Genomic DNA, 15959 nt, shown 5'->3' on the forward strand with positions numbered 1-15959 from the left:
TAAAAGTAATTTAGACGGATAACATATAAAAGGCCCTAAACACCAAAAAAACAATCCATATTACTGAAAAATGAATTTTAATACTGATAAATTTTATTTAATATCAAGAAAATACCACGTTATTTTTTGGGTCGTATATTTTTTGTTTAATACGTTTCGTTGGGGAAGTTACTTTGATGATTATTTATATTCATTTAAGTCTAATTTATTAGGCTTTCCAATTCACATGGTATCCAGCTACTTAAATATTTTTGTTTTTATGCCTTTTTTGGTATATCGGAAAAAATACTTTTTATATATAATTTCCCTTTTTTCAACCATATTTATTATGGTAGTAATAAAATACAATTTAACCTATTTATTAATAAGCCATAATGTATGGCCTGAAGGCCCTGAACCTATTGATAGTTTAACGTTAAACTATACCATAGAAATGATGATTGGCGAACTCTATGTTGTTGGATTTGTTGCTGCCATAAAAATAACATTAGATTTTCTAAAGGAACATAAAAGAGTTGCAGATCTTGAAAAAACGCAGTTGGAAACAGAGTTGCTCTTTTTAAAAAATCAAATTTCTCCTCATTTTTTCTTTAATACACTTAACAATATTTACTCCTTATCGGTAGAAAAATCTAATAAAACCCCAAAGATAATTTTAAAACTTTCGGAATTAATGCGTTACCTCCTTTATGAAACAAAAGGAAAAAGACAAACTTTAGAAAACGAGATACTTTGTATTCAAAATTATCTGGATTTGGAAAGAGTTAGGTATGATGATTCATTAGAAGTAAACATGTCTATTTCAGGCGATATTCAAGATAAAGAAATTGCACCTATTTTATTGTTAACATTTGTTGAAAATGCTTTTAAACATGGTGCAAATAAAAATATTGGGAATGTAAAAATTGTTATTAACTTTAAAATCATTGAAAATTTTCTTTATTTTACCCTGATTAACCCTATGCCCTTAACTACTGGCCACAAAGATAATCTTAAACAATCTAGCGGAATTGGGTTAGAAAATATTAAAAAGCGATTAGATTTAGGGTATGATAAAAATGATTACGATCTAAAAATTAAAAACAATAAAAACAAGTTTGTTGTTAAACTTAAAATTAGAGTAGGATAAAAAAATATAAGACATGTGCATAAGCTGTTTAATTATTGATGATGAACCATTAGCTATCAATGTTATTAAAAATTATTTAAAACAAATTGAAAATTTTGAAATAATAAATTCATTTAATAACGCAATAGATGGTTTGAACTTTTTGAAAAGCAATGATGTTGATGTTATTTTTTTAGATATAAACATGCCTGTTCTTGATGGCATAAATTTTATCAAAAGTTTAGAAAAACCACCATTGCTAATAATAACAAGTGCCTATGACGAATTTGCTATAGAAACTTATGAATTGGATGTTTTAGATTATCTGGTTAAACCCATTGAGTTTCCTAGATTTATGAAAGCTCTCAATAAGGTTGAAAAAAGACTTAATGCAACCAATAAAATTCCTTTGGAAAACACTAAAGATCACCCCTATATTTTCGTTAAAATTGACAAGAAAAAAATGAAGAAAATTTTTCTAGACGAAATTTTAGTGATTGAAAGTTTAAAAGATTACTTAAAAATAAATACCCTAACAGGCAGATATATTGTGCATAGTACACTAACCGATTTCACAAACTTATTACCTCCAAGAGATTTTATACGCATACACAGGTCTTATACTGTTGCCATTGATAAAATTGATGCAGTTGAAGGAAATAGTGTAGAAATAGAAGGCATTAGGTATGTAATTGGAAGGTCTTACTTAGAAGATATAAAACAGAAAATTTTAAATTCTTCAATTTAAAACTTGTTAAAAAAAAGATGGTTACCATCTATTTAAAGTGATAACCATCAATAATTAAAAAACAACTAAACTCAACAATACAATTTTACACTAATCAATATTTATTATTCTTTTATTTTAAAAGTAATGTCGCTTAAAAGCTTCAATGGCAGCATAGTCCGCTAAACCTAAATCATTATATTTTTTCGCTGTCTCTCTGTTTCTGTCTTCAGCACGAACCCAAAACTCTCTAGAATCGTCTCCCTGAAACATAACTCCGTCTTTTTGAGATTGATGATAAAAAATGGCGTGACGTTTTTTAAGAACCTGATCTGGACTCATAGGTACAGCCATATCAATTTGATAAGGTTCCCATTCGTGCCAAGCACCGCGGTACAACCATACCCAACAATCTTTCATAAAAGGTTTATTTTTTAATTTTTTTAAAGCTTCAAACAAGCTATCAAGACAAACTTTGTGTGTACCATGAGGATCAGCCAAATCGCCTGCAGCATAAATTTGATGTGGTTTTACTGCCTCTATAATATCGTACATGATTTCTATATCTACTTCAGAAATATTTGTTTTCTTTATCGTTCCTGTTTCATAGAAAGGAAGGTCTAGAAAGTGAACATTAGTATCTGGTAATCCTAAATATCTGGTAGCTGCTAAAGACTCACTTCGTCTAATTATTCCTTTTAATTTTCTAACTTCTAAAGAATCAATATCGTTTTCAGATTTATTTTTTAAAAAATCTATAATACGTTCGGATTCTGTTGATTTTGAATTCAATACCATGGAAACTTCAGCAAATTTTAAAGCTTCTTCATTAGAAACTGCAATGTTACCTGAAGTTTGATACGCCACATGCACATCATGGCCTTGTTCTACAAGTCTGTCAAACGTGCCTCCCATTGAAATAACATCATCATCTGGGTGCGGACTAAATATAATAACCCTTTTTTTCGCAGGTGTAGAGCGCTCTGGTCTATATGTATCATCAGCATCTGGTTTTCCTCCTGGCCAACCTGTAATGGTATGCTGTAATTTGTTAAACATTTTAATATTTAAGTTGTATGCAGTGCCTTCTTCGGTTAATAGACCTGCCATTCCATTATCATTGTAATCTTTGTCTGTTAACTTTAGAAACGGCTTATTGGTTAATTCACTCAGCCAAACAACAGCTTTAAGTTTTAAATCATCAGTCCACACACATGATTTAACTAACCAAGGAGTGTTTACCCTTGTTAATTGCGAAGAGGCATCTCTATCTAAAACAAAGGTTGTGTTGTTATGCTCTTGTAAATAGGTTGCAGGTACTTGTGATGTAATTTTACCTTCAATAGTTTTTTTTAGTATTTCAGCTTTACTAATTCCCCATCCAAGTAGTACAATTCGTTTTGCCCTTCTTACGGTGCCAATCCCCATAGTGATAGCTTTTCTAGGAACATTGTCAATACCTAAAAAAGATGGTGCAGCGTCAACACGTGTGATATGATCTAGAGTAATGCTTCGTGTACCGGAGTTAACATGAGATCCTGGCTCGTTAAACCCAATGTGCCCTGTTCTACCAATACCTAGAAGTTGAAAATCTAATCCTCCATAGGATTTTATTTTCATTTCATAATCTATACAATACTGGCGAAGTTCTTCTGGACTTACTTTCCCATCAGGAATATTTATGTTTTCTGGATGTATATCTACATGGTTAAAAAGGTGATCATGCATAAAATAAAAATAACTTTGAATATTATCTTTATCCATCGGGTAATACTCATCTAAATTAAAAGTTACTACGTTTTTAAAACATAAACCTTCTTCTTTATGCATTCTAACTAACTCTTCATAAACCTTTATAGGTGAAGACCCTGTTGCTAAACCCAACACGCAAGGCTCATTTAATTCCTCTTTTCTTTGAATTAAATTAGCAATTTCTTGTGCTACTAAAATAGATGCTTCAAGAGATGAATCAAAGATTACATTATGGATTTTTTCAAAACGTGTATCTTCAAATTTGCCTGCTTCTTTATAACTTATCTCGTCTTTTTCCCTATAATTAAGTACGTCTTCTATCATTTAAAAAATTACCAGTTTAATTAATCAAATTAAAATTACTTATTACAAGTATTTAATATCAAAAATTTCGACTAATAACAAGTAGACTACGCCAAAGGTTTAAAAGACTCATATCTAGGAATAGATACAAGTAATAAAATGGACTTGCAACAAAAAGTCGGACAAATTTTTTGAGACCTAGTTACATTTTTAAATTGATAAAATTCTTGTTCTACTTCATGAAGTGTTTATACCCCAAGAAAGAGTGTAACCGTTTCCTATTATTACTTTATACTGGGTAACTGAGACAATTCATTCATCCGTGCGATTGTACGGAGAAAGTCGTAAAACGCCATTGCATTTTACAAAAGATGAATTCGTGAGAGTTCCTGTTGGCATTGTCAGGTTTCCTCTCGATGAACCTTTCCCATCCAGACGATATATCGAGCGGGGTTACAACGTTCGACATTGGACTGACATGCCCATCGGTGGGCATTTTGCGGCTACGGAACAACCAAGACTTTTGGCACAGGATATTAGGAATTTTTTTAATTCAATATTGTGAGCAGGAGGTTCTGTCGCATTTGTGAAATTATGATCTAAAAATTCTTGGTTAACCTGACTTATACTGCTAAACTGTAAAATGCCTTATAGCAGATAAACAATTGCTGTCCATCTGTCCCTTCTTTATCATATGCACCACTTCTATTCCGTATGCTCCACCTGGTACTCTCAAAGTCTCTGTGACCCTGTCCAACCCGTTTATTGATAAACCTAGGACCCTGCTCAACTATATTGCTTAAATACTTGCATTACTGTGTATATGCATCTTACAAAAGTACACTTTCTATAGACCTCAATAACTCCTTTGTTCGAACTGTTCTTATCTATGTTTATCAGTTTCGGGACTACCATTTTGTTAATAGCTCTGATCAAAAGGATTATACCGATATACACAACCTCCTCTTGCTAAAGAGAAAGTCAATCGTATTCCCCCTTTTATCTTCAGCGATGCTGACTACATTGAAACTTACTATGAAGAAATGGATGGCCTATGCTCGTTAGAGGAATTTATCAAAATAATGGCAGTTTTAAAAATAACATTAACTTTGAACAACAACTAAATGAAATTTTATCTACTAAGCAAATAATAAATGACAACTGAAACCAGAAAAAGCCTAACGCATAACGTAGGCAATTATTAATTAATAGTTTGGTGCAGGCAACAAAGTTTACAGTGAGCAACAACGATGGTGGGTTCGAAGAGAAGTAGAGCACAATCGGAAACTAATTATAGCACTACCGTTACCTGTTAACTGAAAAATTACTCAAGGATAATCATAATGAACAATAAAAAAAATATAATTGAAATTTGTGGAAGTGCTAGTCGGGATTCTATAAATCTGTCAATTCTAAAATATATTGCAGAAAGTGAAAAATTTGAATTTAATTTTGAAATAATTGATAATTTAACAGATTTACCGCATTTCAGAACAGAATTAACAGATACGAATGTTCCTAAAAGTATCACTGATTTTAGAACAAAAATCACAAATGCAGATGGGGTTATTATTTGTACTCCAGAATATGTTTTTAGTATTCCAAGTGGACTGAAAAATGCTATTGAATGGTGTGTATCAACAACTGTATTCTCTGACAAACCGATAGGACTTATTACTGCTTCAGCAAGTGGAGAAAAAGGGCATAAAGAACTGAAATTGATTATGGAAACCGTCCAAACCAATTTTACAGACGAAACAACTCTTCTAATTCAAGGAATAAAAGGAAAAGTGAATAAAGAAGGAAATATAATTGACCAGAAAACGGAATTGGAATTAAAAAAATTCATTCAATCATTTAAAGAGTTGATAAAAAAGCCAACAGCTAATAACTCATAAAATTTATGCTGTTTCTGTCTCATCAAAAGAAAAGTTTTATCTTTAAGGTTTCTAAAATTTTAAACTAATAAATATTAAAGGTCATTGTTATATGAAACCTCATATTCTTCAGGCAGTATATTTAAAACTTAAGTTTACTTTAAGATATATTGATGTTGAAGAAATAATGAAAATGCGAGAAATTAACGTTGACCATGCTACAATTCAAGGTTGGGTATATAAGTTTAATACATTTTTTGAAGCTAAAATGAATAGATGAAAATTAAGAATTTGAGCTAGCTGTAGAATGGATGAGACAAATATAAAGCTTAAAGGCATTTGTTTTGCTTACATAGAGCAGTTGGTAAATTAAATAATACAGAATTCCTGTTAACCAAGAGAAGGCAAAGGAGAACTGCTTATTCTTTCTTAATTAAGCCAATTGACAATAATTATAAACCAGGAATAATAAACATTGACAAAAGTGAATCAAACATAGACCCTATCAGAGTTTTTAATGAGTGTTGCATTTCCAAAATAGTAATATGCCATTGCAAGTTCTAAACAACGTTGTCGAACAAGATTATCGTTTCATCAAGTGTAGAATTTTAAATGAATTGGGATTTAAAGAATTTGAATCTACCAAAATTGCGTTAATTGGAACTGAAGTTTTACACATGTTAAGAAAAAATCATATAGCTAATTCCAGAATAACGATGTTTAAATCATTTTGGTCTCTTGCTGCATAAATTTATATCAGTAATAAAAAATTGCCTTTTGGATACTAGATTGACTGAACCTTTTAGTTTTTAGAAAAAAATGATAACACAACCACTCATAGAATATTTAAAAGATTATCTTCCATTAGATGATGAAGAAAAAAAATTATTAGAAGCAAGAACTATTGAGCGTAAAATCAAACGAAGACAAATGATTTTACAAGAAGGGTATATCTGTAAGCATTATTTCTTTATAATTGAAGGTTGTTTTAGAATGTATAGTGTTGACAAGAAAGGAATTGAACATAACATTCTCTTTGTTGCAGAAAACGATTGGGTTTCAGACATTGGAAGTTTTCACACGGAAAAACCAAGTAAATTGTTTATTGAAGCCATTGAACCCTCTGTTATACTACAAATTGAAAAACAAGACTTATTATTTTTATATATTAACGTTCCTAAATTTGATCGAAATTTTAGAGTAATTATAGAGAATAAGTTTATTGAATTGCAAAATCGCCTCTTGCAGAATATCAGCTCTTCAGCGACTGAGCGTTATTTAAGTTTTCTTGAACAATATCCCAAATTAGCTTTACGATTACCAAATACACAAATAGCATCTTATTTAGGTATTACACCAGAGTTTTTGAGCAAAATTCGTAAAGATTTAACCATAAAATAGGTTCATATCCTAAACTATATTAAGTTTTTTTCTTATGATAGTTTATTGTTTATTAAGACCAATCTATCTCATCTTTGCTTTAGGTTTTAAAACCTAAACGAGCACAAAGTTCATGTTTTGAATTGTTAAAAAAATTTAGTTAATACTTCTAAAAAGCCTAGCATTGAGACTTATCACATGGTTAAGGCAATGCAAAACGACACGACAAAGATTAACATTAACTGACAAAAAATGAGAAAATCATCAATTACAATATTAATGACTTTGTTTTTTTATATATCGTATGCGCAAAAAGAAAATTCTTCTGAAATAGCTAAACGGATTAAAACATATTTAACAAAATTTGAAAAAGCTGGTTTTTCTGGAACTGTACTTGTAGAACTTGACGGAAAGAAAGTAATTTCAAAAGGTCTTGGATTTAGAAACTTTGAACTTAAAGAAAAAAATACACCAAATACAATTTTTGATATTGGATCTTTGACAAAACAATTTACGGCAGCTGCAATTTTGAAATTAGAAATGCAAGGTAAATTATCTACTTCTGATACCATTACCAAATACTTTCAAAATGTCCCGCTTGATAAATCAACTATTACCATTCACGATTTATTAAGACACCAATCTGGATTAGAGGCTGAAGTAGGCGAAGACTATGAGCCAATTAGTGACCAAGATTTTATTGACTCTGTAATGAAATCGGCTTTGAAATTTAAAGTTGGTTCAGATTATTCATACTCTAATATAGGATATAGTTTACTTGCCCTTATTATTGAAAAAATTACAGGACAATCTTATGAACAATACCTCTACAAAAACCTATGGAAACCATCAGAAATGGAAACAACAGGTTATAGCAGACCAAATTTTGATGCCGATTTAATTGCTATTGGTTACGATAAAAACTATAAGAACTGGGGAAAGCCAACGGAAAAAAAATGGAATGGAAAGGCACCTTACCGTCACTTATTAGGAAATGGTGGAATACTTTCAACCTCTAAAGATATGTTTAAATGGCATAAATCTCTGATGACAGAAAATATTTTATCAAAAGAAGCAAAAGAAAAATTATATCATCCCAAAATTAGAACTAACGAAAACAACAATGCTATTTATGCATATGGCTGGGATGTTTCCAAGACAAACAGAAATACTTTTCGTGTTTGGCATAATGGTACAAATAATATTTTTTATGCCGACTTTATGCGATTCATTGATGAAAAGACAACTTTAATTTTGATGTCAAATAAAACATTTCGAGGTACAGACCAACTTAGCTTTGAAATAGCAAAAATAATTTTTGAGAAAAATTACAACCCAACTATTCCAAAACCTGACAATGAAACCAATCAAAAATTTTCTCAAGAAATAATTGAAAGTATTTTGAAAGAAGAACTAGAAGAAGCTAAACTAAAGTATAAAAACAGACCCTCAAAAACAGATGTTTTAGAATATCTTTTAAATAGAAAGGCATACGAGCTATTATCTCAAAATAAGTATAATGAAGCAATTGCCATTTTCACAATGAACTGTATTGCAAATCCTAATTCATTTAATGCTTTTGATAGTTTAGCAGAAGCCTATAAGGATAAAGGCGACAAAGCTTCAGCAATAAAGAATTATGAAAAAAGTCTACAATTAGACCCAACAAATGAATATGCAAAAGATATGATTAAAAATTTGAAGCAATAATGAAAATAAAGCTCTGCTACAGGAATATGGTATAAATCATGTGAGGTTCAGATGTTTCCTAAGATTTGTAAAATTTGTTAGTGTAAACTGATAGGTAATCACCTCATTATCTCACACTGCATCATACCATAAACCGGAAAATGATACTGAAGATACACAGGCATCAAATAGCCAAAAATATAAAATGAAGTACACAGAAGATATAGTAAAAAAAGCCGCCATTAACGCATACTTAAATGGTGATGTTGAATTTGAGATTATTACTAGTAAATGTGCATTGATTGTGATTGATATGCAAGATGAATTCGTTAAACCTAAGTGGACTCCATTTTGGGTTCCTGAAGCTACAAATCAAGTACCTAAAATTAAAAAAATGATAGAAGTATGTAGAGGTAAAAATATCCCAGTTATTTATACAGCTTTCAAAGACACACATTTATTTAAAGACAGGCCCAAGACAGGTCAATTGATGCCTAATAGGTATCCACATTTGGGAAATGATCCTTTATGGTTTAATGAAGGCAAAATATGGCATGAAATAACACCAAAAGAAAATGAAGTAGTTATTTTTAAACCATCATATGGGGCTTTCTTTAACACCTCTTTGGAAACAATACTTAAAAATTTTGAAAAAGACACAATTATAATTTGTGGTACATTGACTAATTATTGTTGTGGTACAACAGCTCGTCAAGGATATGAAAGGGGGTTTAAAGTTGTATTTGGAAGTGATGTAACTTCAACTGATATTCCTGAAATGCAAGAACCTGAATTGCAGGTTCTAAGAAAAGGATTCGCTAAAGTTTTGGATTTCAAAAGTATAATTGAAAAATTAAAATAACACAAGCAATATATGCCTACAATTAAAAGATTAGAAGAGTTTATAGCAAAAGTGGAAACAAATAAGCACGATGAAGCTATTGAAGAATTTTATGATGAAGATGCGTCTATTCAGGAGAATCAATCTCTACCTCGAATAGGAAAATCAAATCTTGTTAAGAATGAAAAAAAAGTATTGGCTAGAGCCAAATCAGTACACTCAAAATGCTTACGTCCTGTATTCATTAATGGAAACTATGTGGTAATTAGATGGAAGTTTCAATTCAACTGGCTAGATGGTACAGTTACAGAAATAGAAGAGATCTCGTACCAGCATTGGGATGAAGAGCATATATTAGAAGAAAAATTCTTTTATGACCCAATACAGCTCCATCCAAAATGATGATTGATGATGCAATGATTGGAAAATCCCTAAAGTATACAATGCTATAAAACCATTGGAATACATGTATTGAAAATTATTCCCTTTAAATAAATTAGTTATATAGTAAAAAATATTTTCTATGTCAAATATCTATACACACACTTTAGCAAATTAAAACGTAATATGGAAGTCAAATACGATAAAATAGGGATTGATTATAATCTGACTAGGAAAGCAGATAAATATCTAACTAAACAATTGCTATTTCACTTAAATCCCCAAAAAAGTGGCATTTATATGGATATAGGTTGCGGAACTGGAAATTACACAAATGAACTGCAAAAAAAAGGGTTTCAATTCATTGGAATTGATCCTTCAAGAGAAATGTTAGAAAAAGCCAAGAACACTAATCAACACATTGATTGGCGGATTGGAACAGCTGAAAAGACTGGTTTAAAAGACAATAGTATTAATGGAATTATTGGTTCATTGACTATTCATCACTGGACAGACCTGAAAAAAGGTTTTTCTGAACTTTATAGAGTTTTAAAAACAAATGGAAGAATTGTCATATTTACATCAACACCAAAACAAATGAAAGGCTATTGGTTAAACCACTATTTCCCAAAAATGCTCAACGCCTCAATAATTCAAATGCCTTCATTTGAAAATGTTGAAAGCGCAATGAAAAATGCTGGACTTAAAATTAAAAGAATAAAAAAGTATTCCATTAAACCCGACTTACAGGACAAGTTTCTTTATTGTGGTAAACAAAAACCTGAATTATATTTTGATAAAAAAGTCAGACAAGGAATTTCTTCATTTTGTTCATTAGCAAATCAAGAAGAAGTGGAAATTGGATTGATTAACTTAAGGAAAGATATTGATAGTCATAAAATTAATCAAGTTATTAAGTCGTATGAAAACGATTTGGGTGATTATTTATTCATAGTTGGAGAAAAGCCAGATAGTAACAATAACATCTAGAATTTTTGTGGTTTGTTTTAATACAAGGTGACATTTTTAACTTTCGCACCAGATTCCTATAGACTAATTCTTGAGTTGATTTTAATCAACGGTTAACGACATACATTAAAAACAATATATAATATTAAAAACAGTCATGCTAATAAATAATAAAATCTATAATTCTCGTAAGAATTTTGATAAACTTGGAATTGCATATGAAAAAGCCGAGAATGTGATAATTAAAAGGGAGGTTATTGAAGATATTAATTGCTATTGGTTCAATAAAAATGAAAGTGTAAATAGTAAATTAATAATATATCTTCATGGTGGTTGCTTTGTTTTTGGCTCAATCCAATCTCACCAATCTCTTGTTTCGCATATATCTAAGCACTTAGCATTACCAGTGCTTTTTATAGAATATAGCTTAGCACCAGAAAAACCATTTCCTTTCTCTTTGGATGATATTCAAAAAGTATATGAAAATATCATTTTCCAGTATCCTGAAAATGATATTATTTTTATGGGTGATAGTGCAGGAGCTGGACTGGCTGTTTCGGTTCTTTCAAGACTTAATAAAAAGGGAAATAAAATCCCTTCATGTCTTGTTTTGTTGTCACCATGGATTGATTTGTCTTGTAGCAATAACTCACTCTTAATAAACGCAAACTTTGACCCTATTTTAACGAAAAAAGGACTAGAATACTATGCATCATTATATGTTAAAGAACATAATTTGTCAGAAGTAAATCCAATTGAAAACATATCCGGTCCATTTCCTCCAACTTTAATACTGGTTGGCTCCAGAGAAATCTTATTGGATGACAGTAAATCAATCTATTATAAACTTTTAGGTTTCCAAAATAAAGTAAAGCTGAGTATCTATGATAATCAAAACCATGTATGGATGTTGGAAAATATTCATACTAAAGAGTCAAAAAAAACATTAAAAGAAATTAAATGGTTTATTGCTGACTAATCTTAAAGTAAAACATGGTTTTTTTATCTATATACTTAACTCTCTCACTAATATAACTTAACTCTTACTAATGTTTTTAGTCTTTACTAACTTACATACCACATAAATAGTTCATCACTTTAGCTTTACACCTATTTTTTTTGAACAAAACTCAAAAAGTAAAGTTATATTCTTAAACTATATTAAGGTTTTTTCTTATAATAGTTTATTGTTCATCAGGGGCATTCTGTTTCATCTTTGTCATCTAATTTTTAAGCAAAATAGATATACAAAAATTTATAATTCTAAAATTACTTTTACTATAAGTGTACTACTATTACAGCTTAAACCTAAACACAGTCATGATGAACAGATTTCTTTTCCCCTATATTTTTTTAGTTTCAATTACATATGCACAGCAGAAAAACATACAAGTGGTTGCCACGAATGGAATGACAGTCCGCTGGTATTTTGAAAACGAAAGGATATTTTTTGAAATGATTGCACTTACAGATGGCTGGTTAGCCATTGGTTTAAATAAGGATAAAACCATAGAAAATATGTATCTTTTAATGGGAAATGTAATCAATAATAAGCCTAATGTGGTTGAGTATTACAATAATACTACAAGCCCAGACAATTTTAATTCCATTGAAGATTTAGGTACCACATCACAAGTTAAGAACATAACAGGAACAGAAAACTGTAATAAGACTTGTATAAGATTTTCTTTACCAATAGAGCCGAAAAACAAATATCAAAAAGGATTACTTCAAGGCTCACAATACACGATGGTGCTAGCCTATGGTACAAAGGATGATTTTGAGGATTCTTCAACAAAGTGTTCTTTAATATCTGTAAAACTTTAAAAAAACGGGACCTTCTTAAAACATTTGTTCTACTTTAAATACTTTAAATGTCTTTAATTTTCTTATTTTGATATACGTAAAAGAAACCACAAATACCATCAAATCATCCAAAATTCAACCTTAAATGTTAAAATTTTCTTAAAAGGGACTAATTCGGTGTCACCTAAAACCAAACCCTTGGAAACCGCCTATAATTAAAGGAAAAATTTGGTTTTTGGATAGATCCTCTTTCTCCACTTTGAGATAAGCAAATCTCACCAAAACCCCTTAAAACGTACGTTTTAAGGGGTTTTTCTTTGGTTATCTAATATCAGAGTACATCCGAGTAGTTTCATTAATAGTAAAAACTAATAACCAACTACTCTTAATAAAGTTTAAAACTGTTACAAAAAAACCAATATATAATCTACACTGTCTAATATAATATTAATATCAATTCTTAACCAAAGTCAATGAAATCCATTTTGTGAGTCAATAATTTTGTATAAAATTTAAAATGCAGAATTATGAAACAATTAGGAAAAATATCAGGAATTGCTTACGCAATGATTTTTTTAGCAGGTTTTTACTCCAACTTTGCTGTGCTTGAAAGTCTAATAGATAGTAGCAACCTATCAATTACTGCTGCAAACTTCATTAATAATCATTCACAATTCGAAAACGGTTTAATTGGGTTTGTAGTTATGTTGTTTTTTGACCTAGTATTGGTTTGGTTACTCTTTGGTATGACAAAATCAATAAGTAAAAATATATCTTACATCTCATCATTTTTTAGACTATTGCACGCTCTATTATTTGGTTTTGCTTTATTCAAGTTATGGGAAATCTATCAGCTAACATTTAATGCAAGTAATTCTACAAACTTGCAAAATAGTGTATCGGAGTTGTTATTCGATTTTGATACACTTTGGACTGTTGGATTGATATTTTTTGGAGTCCATTTAATCCTTTTGGGTTATTTGGCAATTAAATCAACATATATACCAAAAGCTTTAGGCGTACTATTGCTACTAGCAGCAGTAGGTTATATAGTAGATGGGATAGTAAAACTATTTATGTCAAATTATGCCGATTATAAAGATATTTTCGAAGTTATAGTAATTATGCCTTCAGTTATAGGTGAGTTTTCGTTTACCGTTTGGCTTTTAATTAAAGGTTTTAATAAGAAACATTTTAAAATTCTAACCACGTAAATTTTGTGACTTTTTTGGAAGTTACTTAGTCTTAAAAACAGACTAGTAAGGATATCAAAGTGGTTTATTAAGGTATCTTAAGATTTATTATAAATCAGTAAATTAATTTTATCGAAAATCAAAAAACACATACAGTAATGCTATTTAGAACTAGGATACTAACATTAATTTTAAGTTCTTTAATTGTAGATTTTGTGTTTCACAACCTTCATAAAATCAAATTGACATTAGTATTGTTTGGGCTTATAACGGGTGTTTATGCACAGGCAAATGACACTATTTTGATTAAAAATGTAAATGTCATTCCAATGGATAAGGAGATTGTTTTAAACAATCAAAATGTAGTAATAGCTGGTGATAAAATAATTTCTATAGAACCCTATAAAAGAGAAATGAATCATATTTCACATCAAGTAATTGATGGAGCAGGGAAATATGTGATGCCTGGATTTAGTGAAATGCACTACCATTGGCGCAATAAACAAGGAGGTATAGATCGTGATTTTAAATTATTGGTTGCTAATGGTGTAACAACGGTTAGAAACATGGCAGAGTATAATTGGCAAAACCATGTAGCCATTAGAGATAGTATTTCAAAAGGTGAAAAATTTGGTCCTAATTATTATACCGCTGGACCTTATTTAAATTCTAATGATTTAAAAACAATAGAAGATGCTATTTCGATTATAAATAATCATAAAATTAAAGGTTATGATTATTTAAAATTAGCAGACAACTTACCTAAAGATGTTTATCTAAAAGTGTTAGAAGAAGCTCAAAAACAAGGTGTGGTTGTTATTGGTCATGCACAACGAGGAATGCCTTTAGAAATGTCACTTCGTATGAGATCCATAGAACATGTTGAAGAGTTTGTTTATGTTTTTTCCCATACGCAAAGAAATGATTCATTGTTTTTAAAACAGGCAATTGAGCAAATAAAAGTCAGTGGTTCTAACATAGTTCCAACATTGGTGGTGTTTGATTTTATAGTAAAGTGCTTAGATGACCAAACATTTATTAAGTTAAATGAAAGTGAGAGTGCACAATACATGCTGCCCAGTGATTTTAAATATTGGTATTCAGATGAAAATCCATATAGAAAAAATTTAAAAGGAACCATTAGAAATGGAGTTGATGCATTAACACGTTTAGAAGGGTATTTTAAGTGGATGAAAACATTTACAAAAATGTTAGCCGATGCAGATGTTCCCTTAATGACAGGAAGTGATACGTTTGGGTTTGTAGTACCTGGGTTTTCATTACATGAGGAATTTCAGTTTTTGGATGAATGTGGTTTAACACCTTTTGAAATATTAAAAGCGTCTACAATAACCCCAGCCAGATATTTAAACACCATCGCAACCGAAGGAACAGTTTCGGAAGGAAAACATGCAAACCTCGTGTTGCTCGGTAAAAATCCTTTGGAAGATATAAAAAATACACAAACCATTGAGGGTGTTGTCTTAAAAGGTATGTGGTATGACAGAAATAATTTAAATACATTATTAAAGGAAATATTCATCAAATAAATAATAAATCAAAAAACGAATAATTATGCCACATTTTGTAATAGACTGTTCCGAACAGATCATAAAATTAAAATCACCACAAGAAATTATACAGAACGTATATAATACTGCAGAATCGACTGGGTTGTTTCTTCCCGAAGAAATAAAAGTGAGAATCAATCCATTCCAATATTATACGACTGGAAATACAAGCGATAACTTCATCCATGTATTTGCCAATATCATGCAAGGCCGAAATACAGAACAGAAAGCGAACCTCTCAAAACAAATTGTATCAGAGCTTAAAGCGGTGTTTCCTGAAGTACCTATTATTTCTATTAACATTAGGGATTTTGAGAAAGCGACTTATTGTAATAAAGATAACGTCTAAAAGATAAACTTAA

16 protein-coding genes are annotated in these 15959 nt (G+C 30.4%); 15 read left to right on the forward strand and 1 reads right to left on the reverse strand.

The window, feature by feature from the left end:
• Window positions 1-328: 328 nt before the first annotated feature.
• Window positions 329-1129 (forward strand): sensor histidine kinase, encoded by an 801-nt coding sequence (locus tag V8G69_RS11960; RefSeq protein WP_394882186.1) that lies wholly within the window; start codon window positions 329-331, stop codon window positions 1127-1129.
• 13 nt (window positions 1130-1142) lie between these two features.
• A complete protein-coding gene (locus V8G69_RS11965; protein WP_394882187.1) occupies window positions 1143-1856 on the forward strand; it encodes a LytR/AlgR family response regulator transcription factor in 714 nt (237 codons plus the stop codon).
• A gap of 117 nt (window positions 1857-1973) precedes the next feature.
• On the opposite strand, the gene nagB is transcribed toward V8G69_RS11965, so the two are convergent.
• Window positions 1974-3911, reverse strand: coding sequence for a glucosamine-6-phosphate deaminase (gene nagB / locus V8G69_RS11970; protein ID WP_394882188.1), 1938 nt, complete (start codon window positions 3909-3911; stop codon window positions 1974-1976).
• A 1322-nt stretch (window positions 3912-5233) separates the two neighbouring features.
• Between nagB and V8G69_RS11975 the strand changes: the two genes are divergently transcribed.
• From V8G69_RS11975 to V8G69_RS12035, 13 genes are all read left to right on the forward strand, one after another.
• Window positions 5234-5788: an NADPH-dependent FMN reductase gene (locus V8G69_RS11975; protein ID WP_394882190.1), complete on the forward strand. Its 555-nt coding sequence runs from the start codon at window positions 5234-5236 to the stop codon at window positions 5786-5788.
• Window positions 5789-5879: 91 nt separating this feature from the next.
• Entirely contained in the window at window positions 5880-6047 is a 168-nt protein-coding gene (locus tag V8G69_RS11980) for a hypothetical protein (protein WP_394882192.1), read from the forward strand.
• Between the two features lie 265 nt (window positions 6048-6312).
• Entirely contained in the window at window positions 6313-6516 is a 204-nt protein-coding gene (locus tag V8G69_RS11985; RefSeq protein WP_394882194.1) for a hypothetical protein, read from the forward strand.
• Window positions 6517-6586: 70 nt separating this feature from the next.
• On the forward strand, window positions 6587-7168 hold the full coding sequence (locus tag V8G69_RS11990) for a Crp/Fnr family transcriptional regulator (protein WP_394882196.1): 582 nt from the start codon (window positions 6587-6589) through the stop codon (window positions 7166-7168).
• A gap of 231 nt (window positions 7169-7399) precedes the next feature.
• On the forward strand, window positions 7400-8857 hold the full coding sequence (locus V8G69_RS11995; RefSeq protein WP_394882198.1) for a serine hydrolase: 1458 nt from the start codon (window positions 7400-7402) through the stop codon (window positions 8855-8857).
• 184 nt (window positions 8858-9041) lie between these two features.
• Entirely contained in the window at window positions 9042-9698 is a 657-nt protein-coding gene (locus V8G69_RS12000; protein WP_394882200.1) for a cysteine hydrolase family protein, read from the forward strand.
• A 12-nt stretch (window positions 9699-9710) separates the two neighbouring features.
• The gene (locus V8G69_RS12005) at window positions 9711-10079 is read left to right on the forward strand and encodes a nuclear transport factor 2 family protein (RefSeq protein ID WP_394882202.1); all 369 of its coding nucleotides are present in this window, start codon (window positions 9711-9713) and stop codon (window positions 10077-10079) included.
• Window positions 10080-10244: 165 nt separating this feature from the next.
• Window positions 10245-11048, forward strand: a complete 804-nt coding sequence (locus tag V8G69_RS12010) for a class I SAM-dependent methyltransferase (protein ID WP_394882204.1) — start codon at window positions 10245-10247, stop codon at window positions 11046-11048.
• A 136-nt stretch (window positions 11049-11184) separates the two neighbouring features.
• Entirely contained in the window at window positions 11185-12006 is an 822-nt protein-coding gene (locus V8G69_RS12015) for an alpha/beta hydrolase fold domain-containing protein (RefSeq protein ID WP_394882206.1), read from the forward strand.
• Window positions 12007-12350: 344 nt separating this feature from the next.
• Window positions 12351-12854 (forward strand): DOMON domain-containing protein, encoded by a 504-nt coding sequence (locus V8G69_RS12020; RefSeq protein WP_394882208.1) that lies wholly within the window; start codon window positions 12351-12353, stop codon window positions 12852-12854.
• Between the two features lie 506 nt (window positions 12855-13360).
• Entirely contained in the window at window positions 13361-14047 is a 687-nt protein-coding gene (locus V8G69_RS12025) for a DUF4386 domain-containing protein (RefSeq protein WP_394882210.1), read from the forward strand.
• Between the two features lie 137 nt (window positions 14048-14184).
• Window positions 14185-15576, forward strand: coding sequence for an amidohydrolase family protein (locus tag V8G69_RS12030; protein ID WP_394882212.1), 1392 nt, complete (start codon window positions 14185-14187; stop codon window positions 15574-15576).
• A 25-nt stretch (window positions 15577-15601) separates the two neighbouring features.
• Window positions 15602-15946, forward strand: coding sequence for a 5-carboxymethyl-2-hydroxymuconate Delta-isomerase (locus tag V8G69_RS12035; protein ID WP_394882214.1), 345 nt, complete (start codon window positions 15602-15604; stop codon window positions 15944-15946).
• The last annotated feature ends 13 nt before the right edge of the window (window positions 15947-15959 follow it).

The organism is Gaetbulibacter sp. M235 (assembly GCF_043876835.1).
Taxonomy (GTDB): domain Bacteria; phylum Bacteroidota; class Bacteroidia; order Flavobacteriales; family Flavobacteriaceae; genus Yeosuana.

What these genes read in the sequence shown, in the direction of transcription:
- V8G69_RS11960 (WP_394882186.1), top strand. Translation starts at nt 329, where the DNA reads ATGGTAGTAATAAAATACAATTTAACCTATTTATTAATAAGCCATAAT.
- V8G69_RS11965 (WP_394882187.1), top strand. Translation starts at nt 1,143, where the DNA reads ATGTGCATAAGCTGTTTAATTATTGATGATGAACCATTAGCTATCAAT.
- nagB (WP_394882188.1), bottom strand. Translation starts at nt 3,911, where the DNA reads ATGATAGAAGACGTACTTAATTATAGGGAAAAAGACGAGATAAGTTAT.
- V8G69_RS11975 (WP_394882190.1), top strand. Translation starts at nt 5,234, where the DNA reads ATGAACAATAAAAAAAATATAATTGAAATTTGTGGAAGTGCTAGTCGG.
- V8G69_RS11980 (WP_394882192.1), top strand. Translation starts at nt 5,880, where the DNA reads ATGAAACCTCATATTCTTCAGGCAGTATATTTAAAACTTAAGTTTACT.
- V8G69_RS11985 (WP_394882194.1), top strand. Translation starts at nt 6,313, where the DNA reads ATGCCATTGCAAGTTCTAAACAACGTTGTCGAACAAGATTATCGTTTC.
- V8G69_RS11990 (WP_394882196.1), top strand. Translation starts at nt 6,587, where the DNA reads ATGATAACACAACCACTCATAGAATATTTAAAAGATTATCTTCCATTA.
- V8G69_RS11995 (WP_394882198.1), top strand. Translation starts at nt 7,400, where the DNA reads ATGAGAAAATCATCAATTACAATATTAATGACTTTGTTTTTTTATATA.
- V8G69_RS12000 (WP_394882200.1), top strand. Translation starts at nt 9,042, where the DNA reads ATGAAGTACACAGAAGATATAGTAAAAAAAGCCGCCATTAACGCATAC.
- V8G69_RS12005 (WP_394882202.1), top strand. Translation starts at nt 9,711, where the DNA reads ATGCCTACAATTAAAAGATTAGAAGAGTTTATAGCAAAAGTGGAAACA.
- V8G69_RS12010 (WP_394882204.1), top strand. Translation starts at nt 10,245, where the DNA reads ATGGAAGTCAAATACGATAAAATAGGGATTGATTATAATCTGACTAGG.
- V8G69_RS12015 (WP_394882206.1), top strand. Translation starts at nt 11,185, where the DNA reads ATGCTAATAAATAATAAAATCTATAATTCTCGTAAGAATTTTGATAAA.
- V8G69_RS12020 (WP_394882208.1), top strand. Translation starts at nt 12,351, where the DNA reads ATGAACAGATTTCTTTTCCCCTATATTTTTTTAGTTTCAATTACATAT.
- V8G69_RS12025 (WP_394882210.1), top strand. Translation starts at nt 13,361, where the DNA reads ATGAAACAATTAGGAAAAATATCAGGAATTGCTTACGCAATGATTTTT.
- V8G69_RS12030 (WP_394882212.1), top strand. Translation starts at nt 14,185, where the DNA reads ATGCTATTTAGAACTAGGATACTAACATTAATTTTAAGTTCTTTAATT.
- V8G69_RS12035 (WP_394882214.1), top strand. Translation starts at nt 15,602, where the DNA reads ATGCCACATTTTGTAATAGACTGTTCCGAACAGATCATAAAATTAAAA.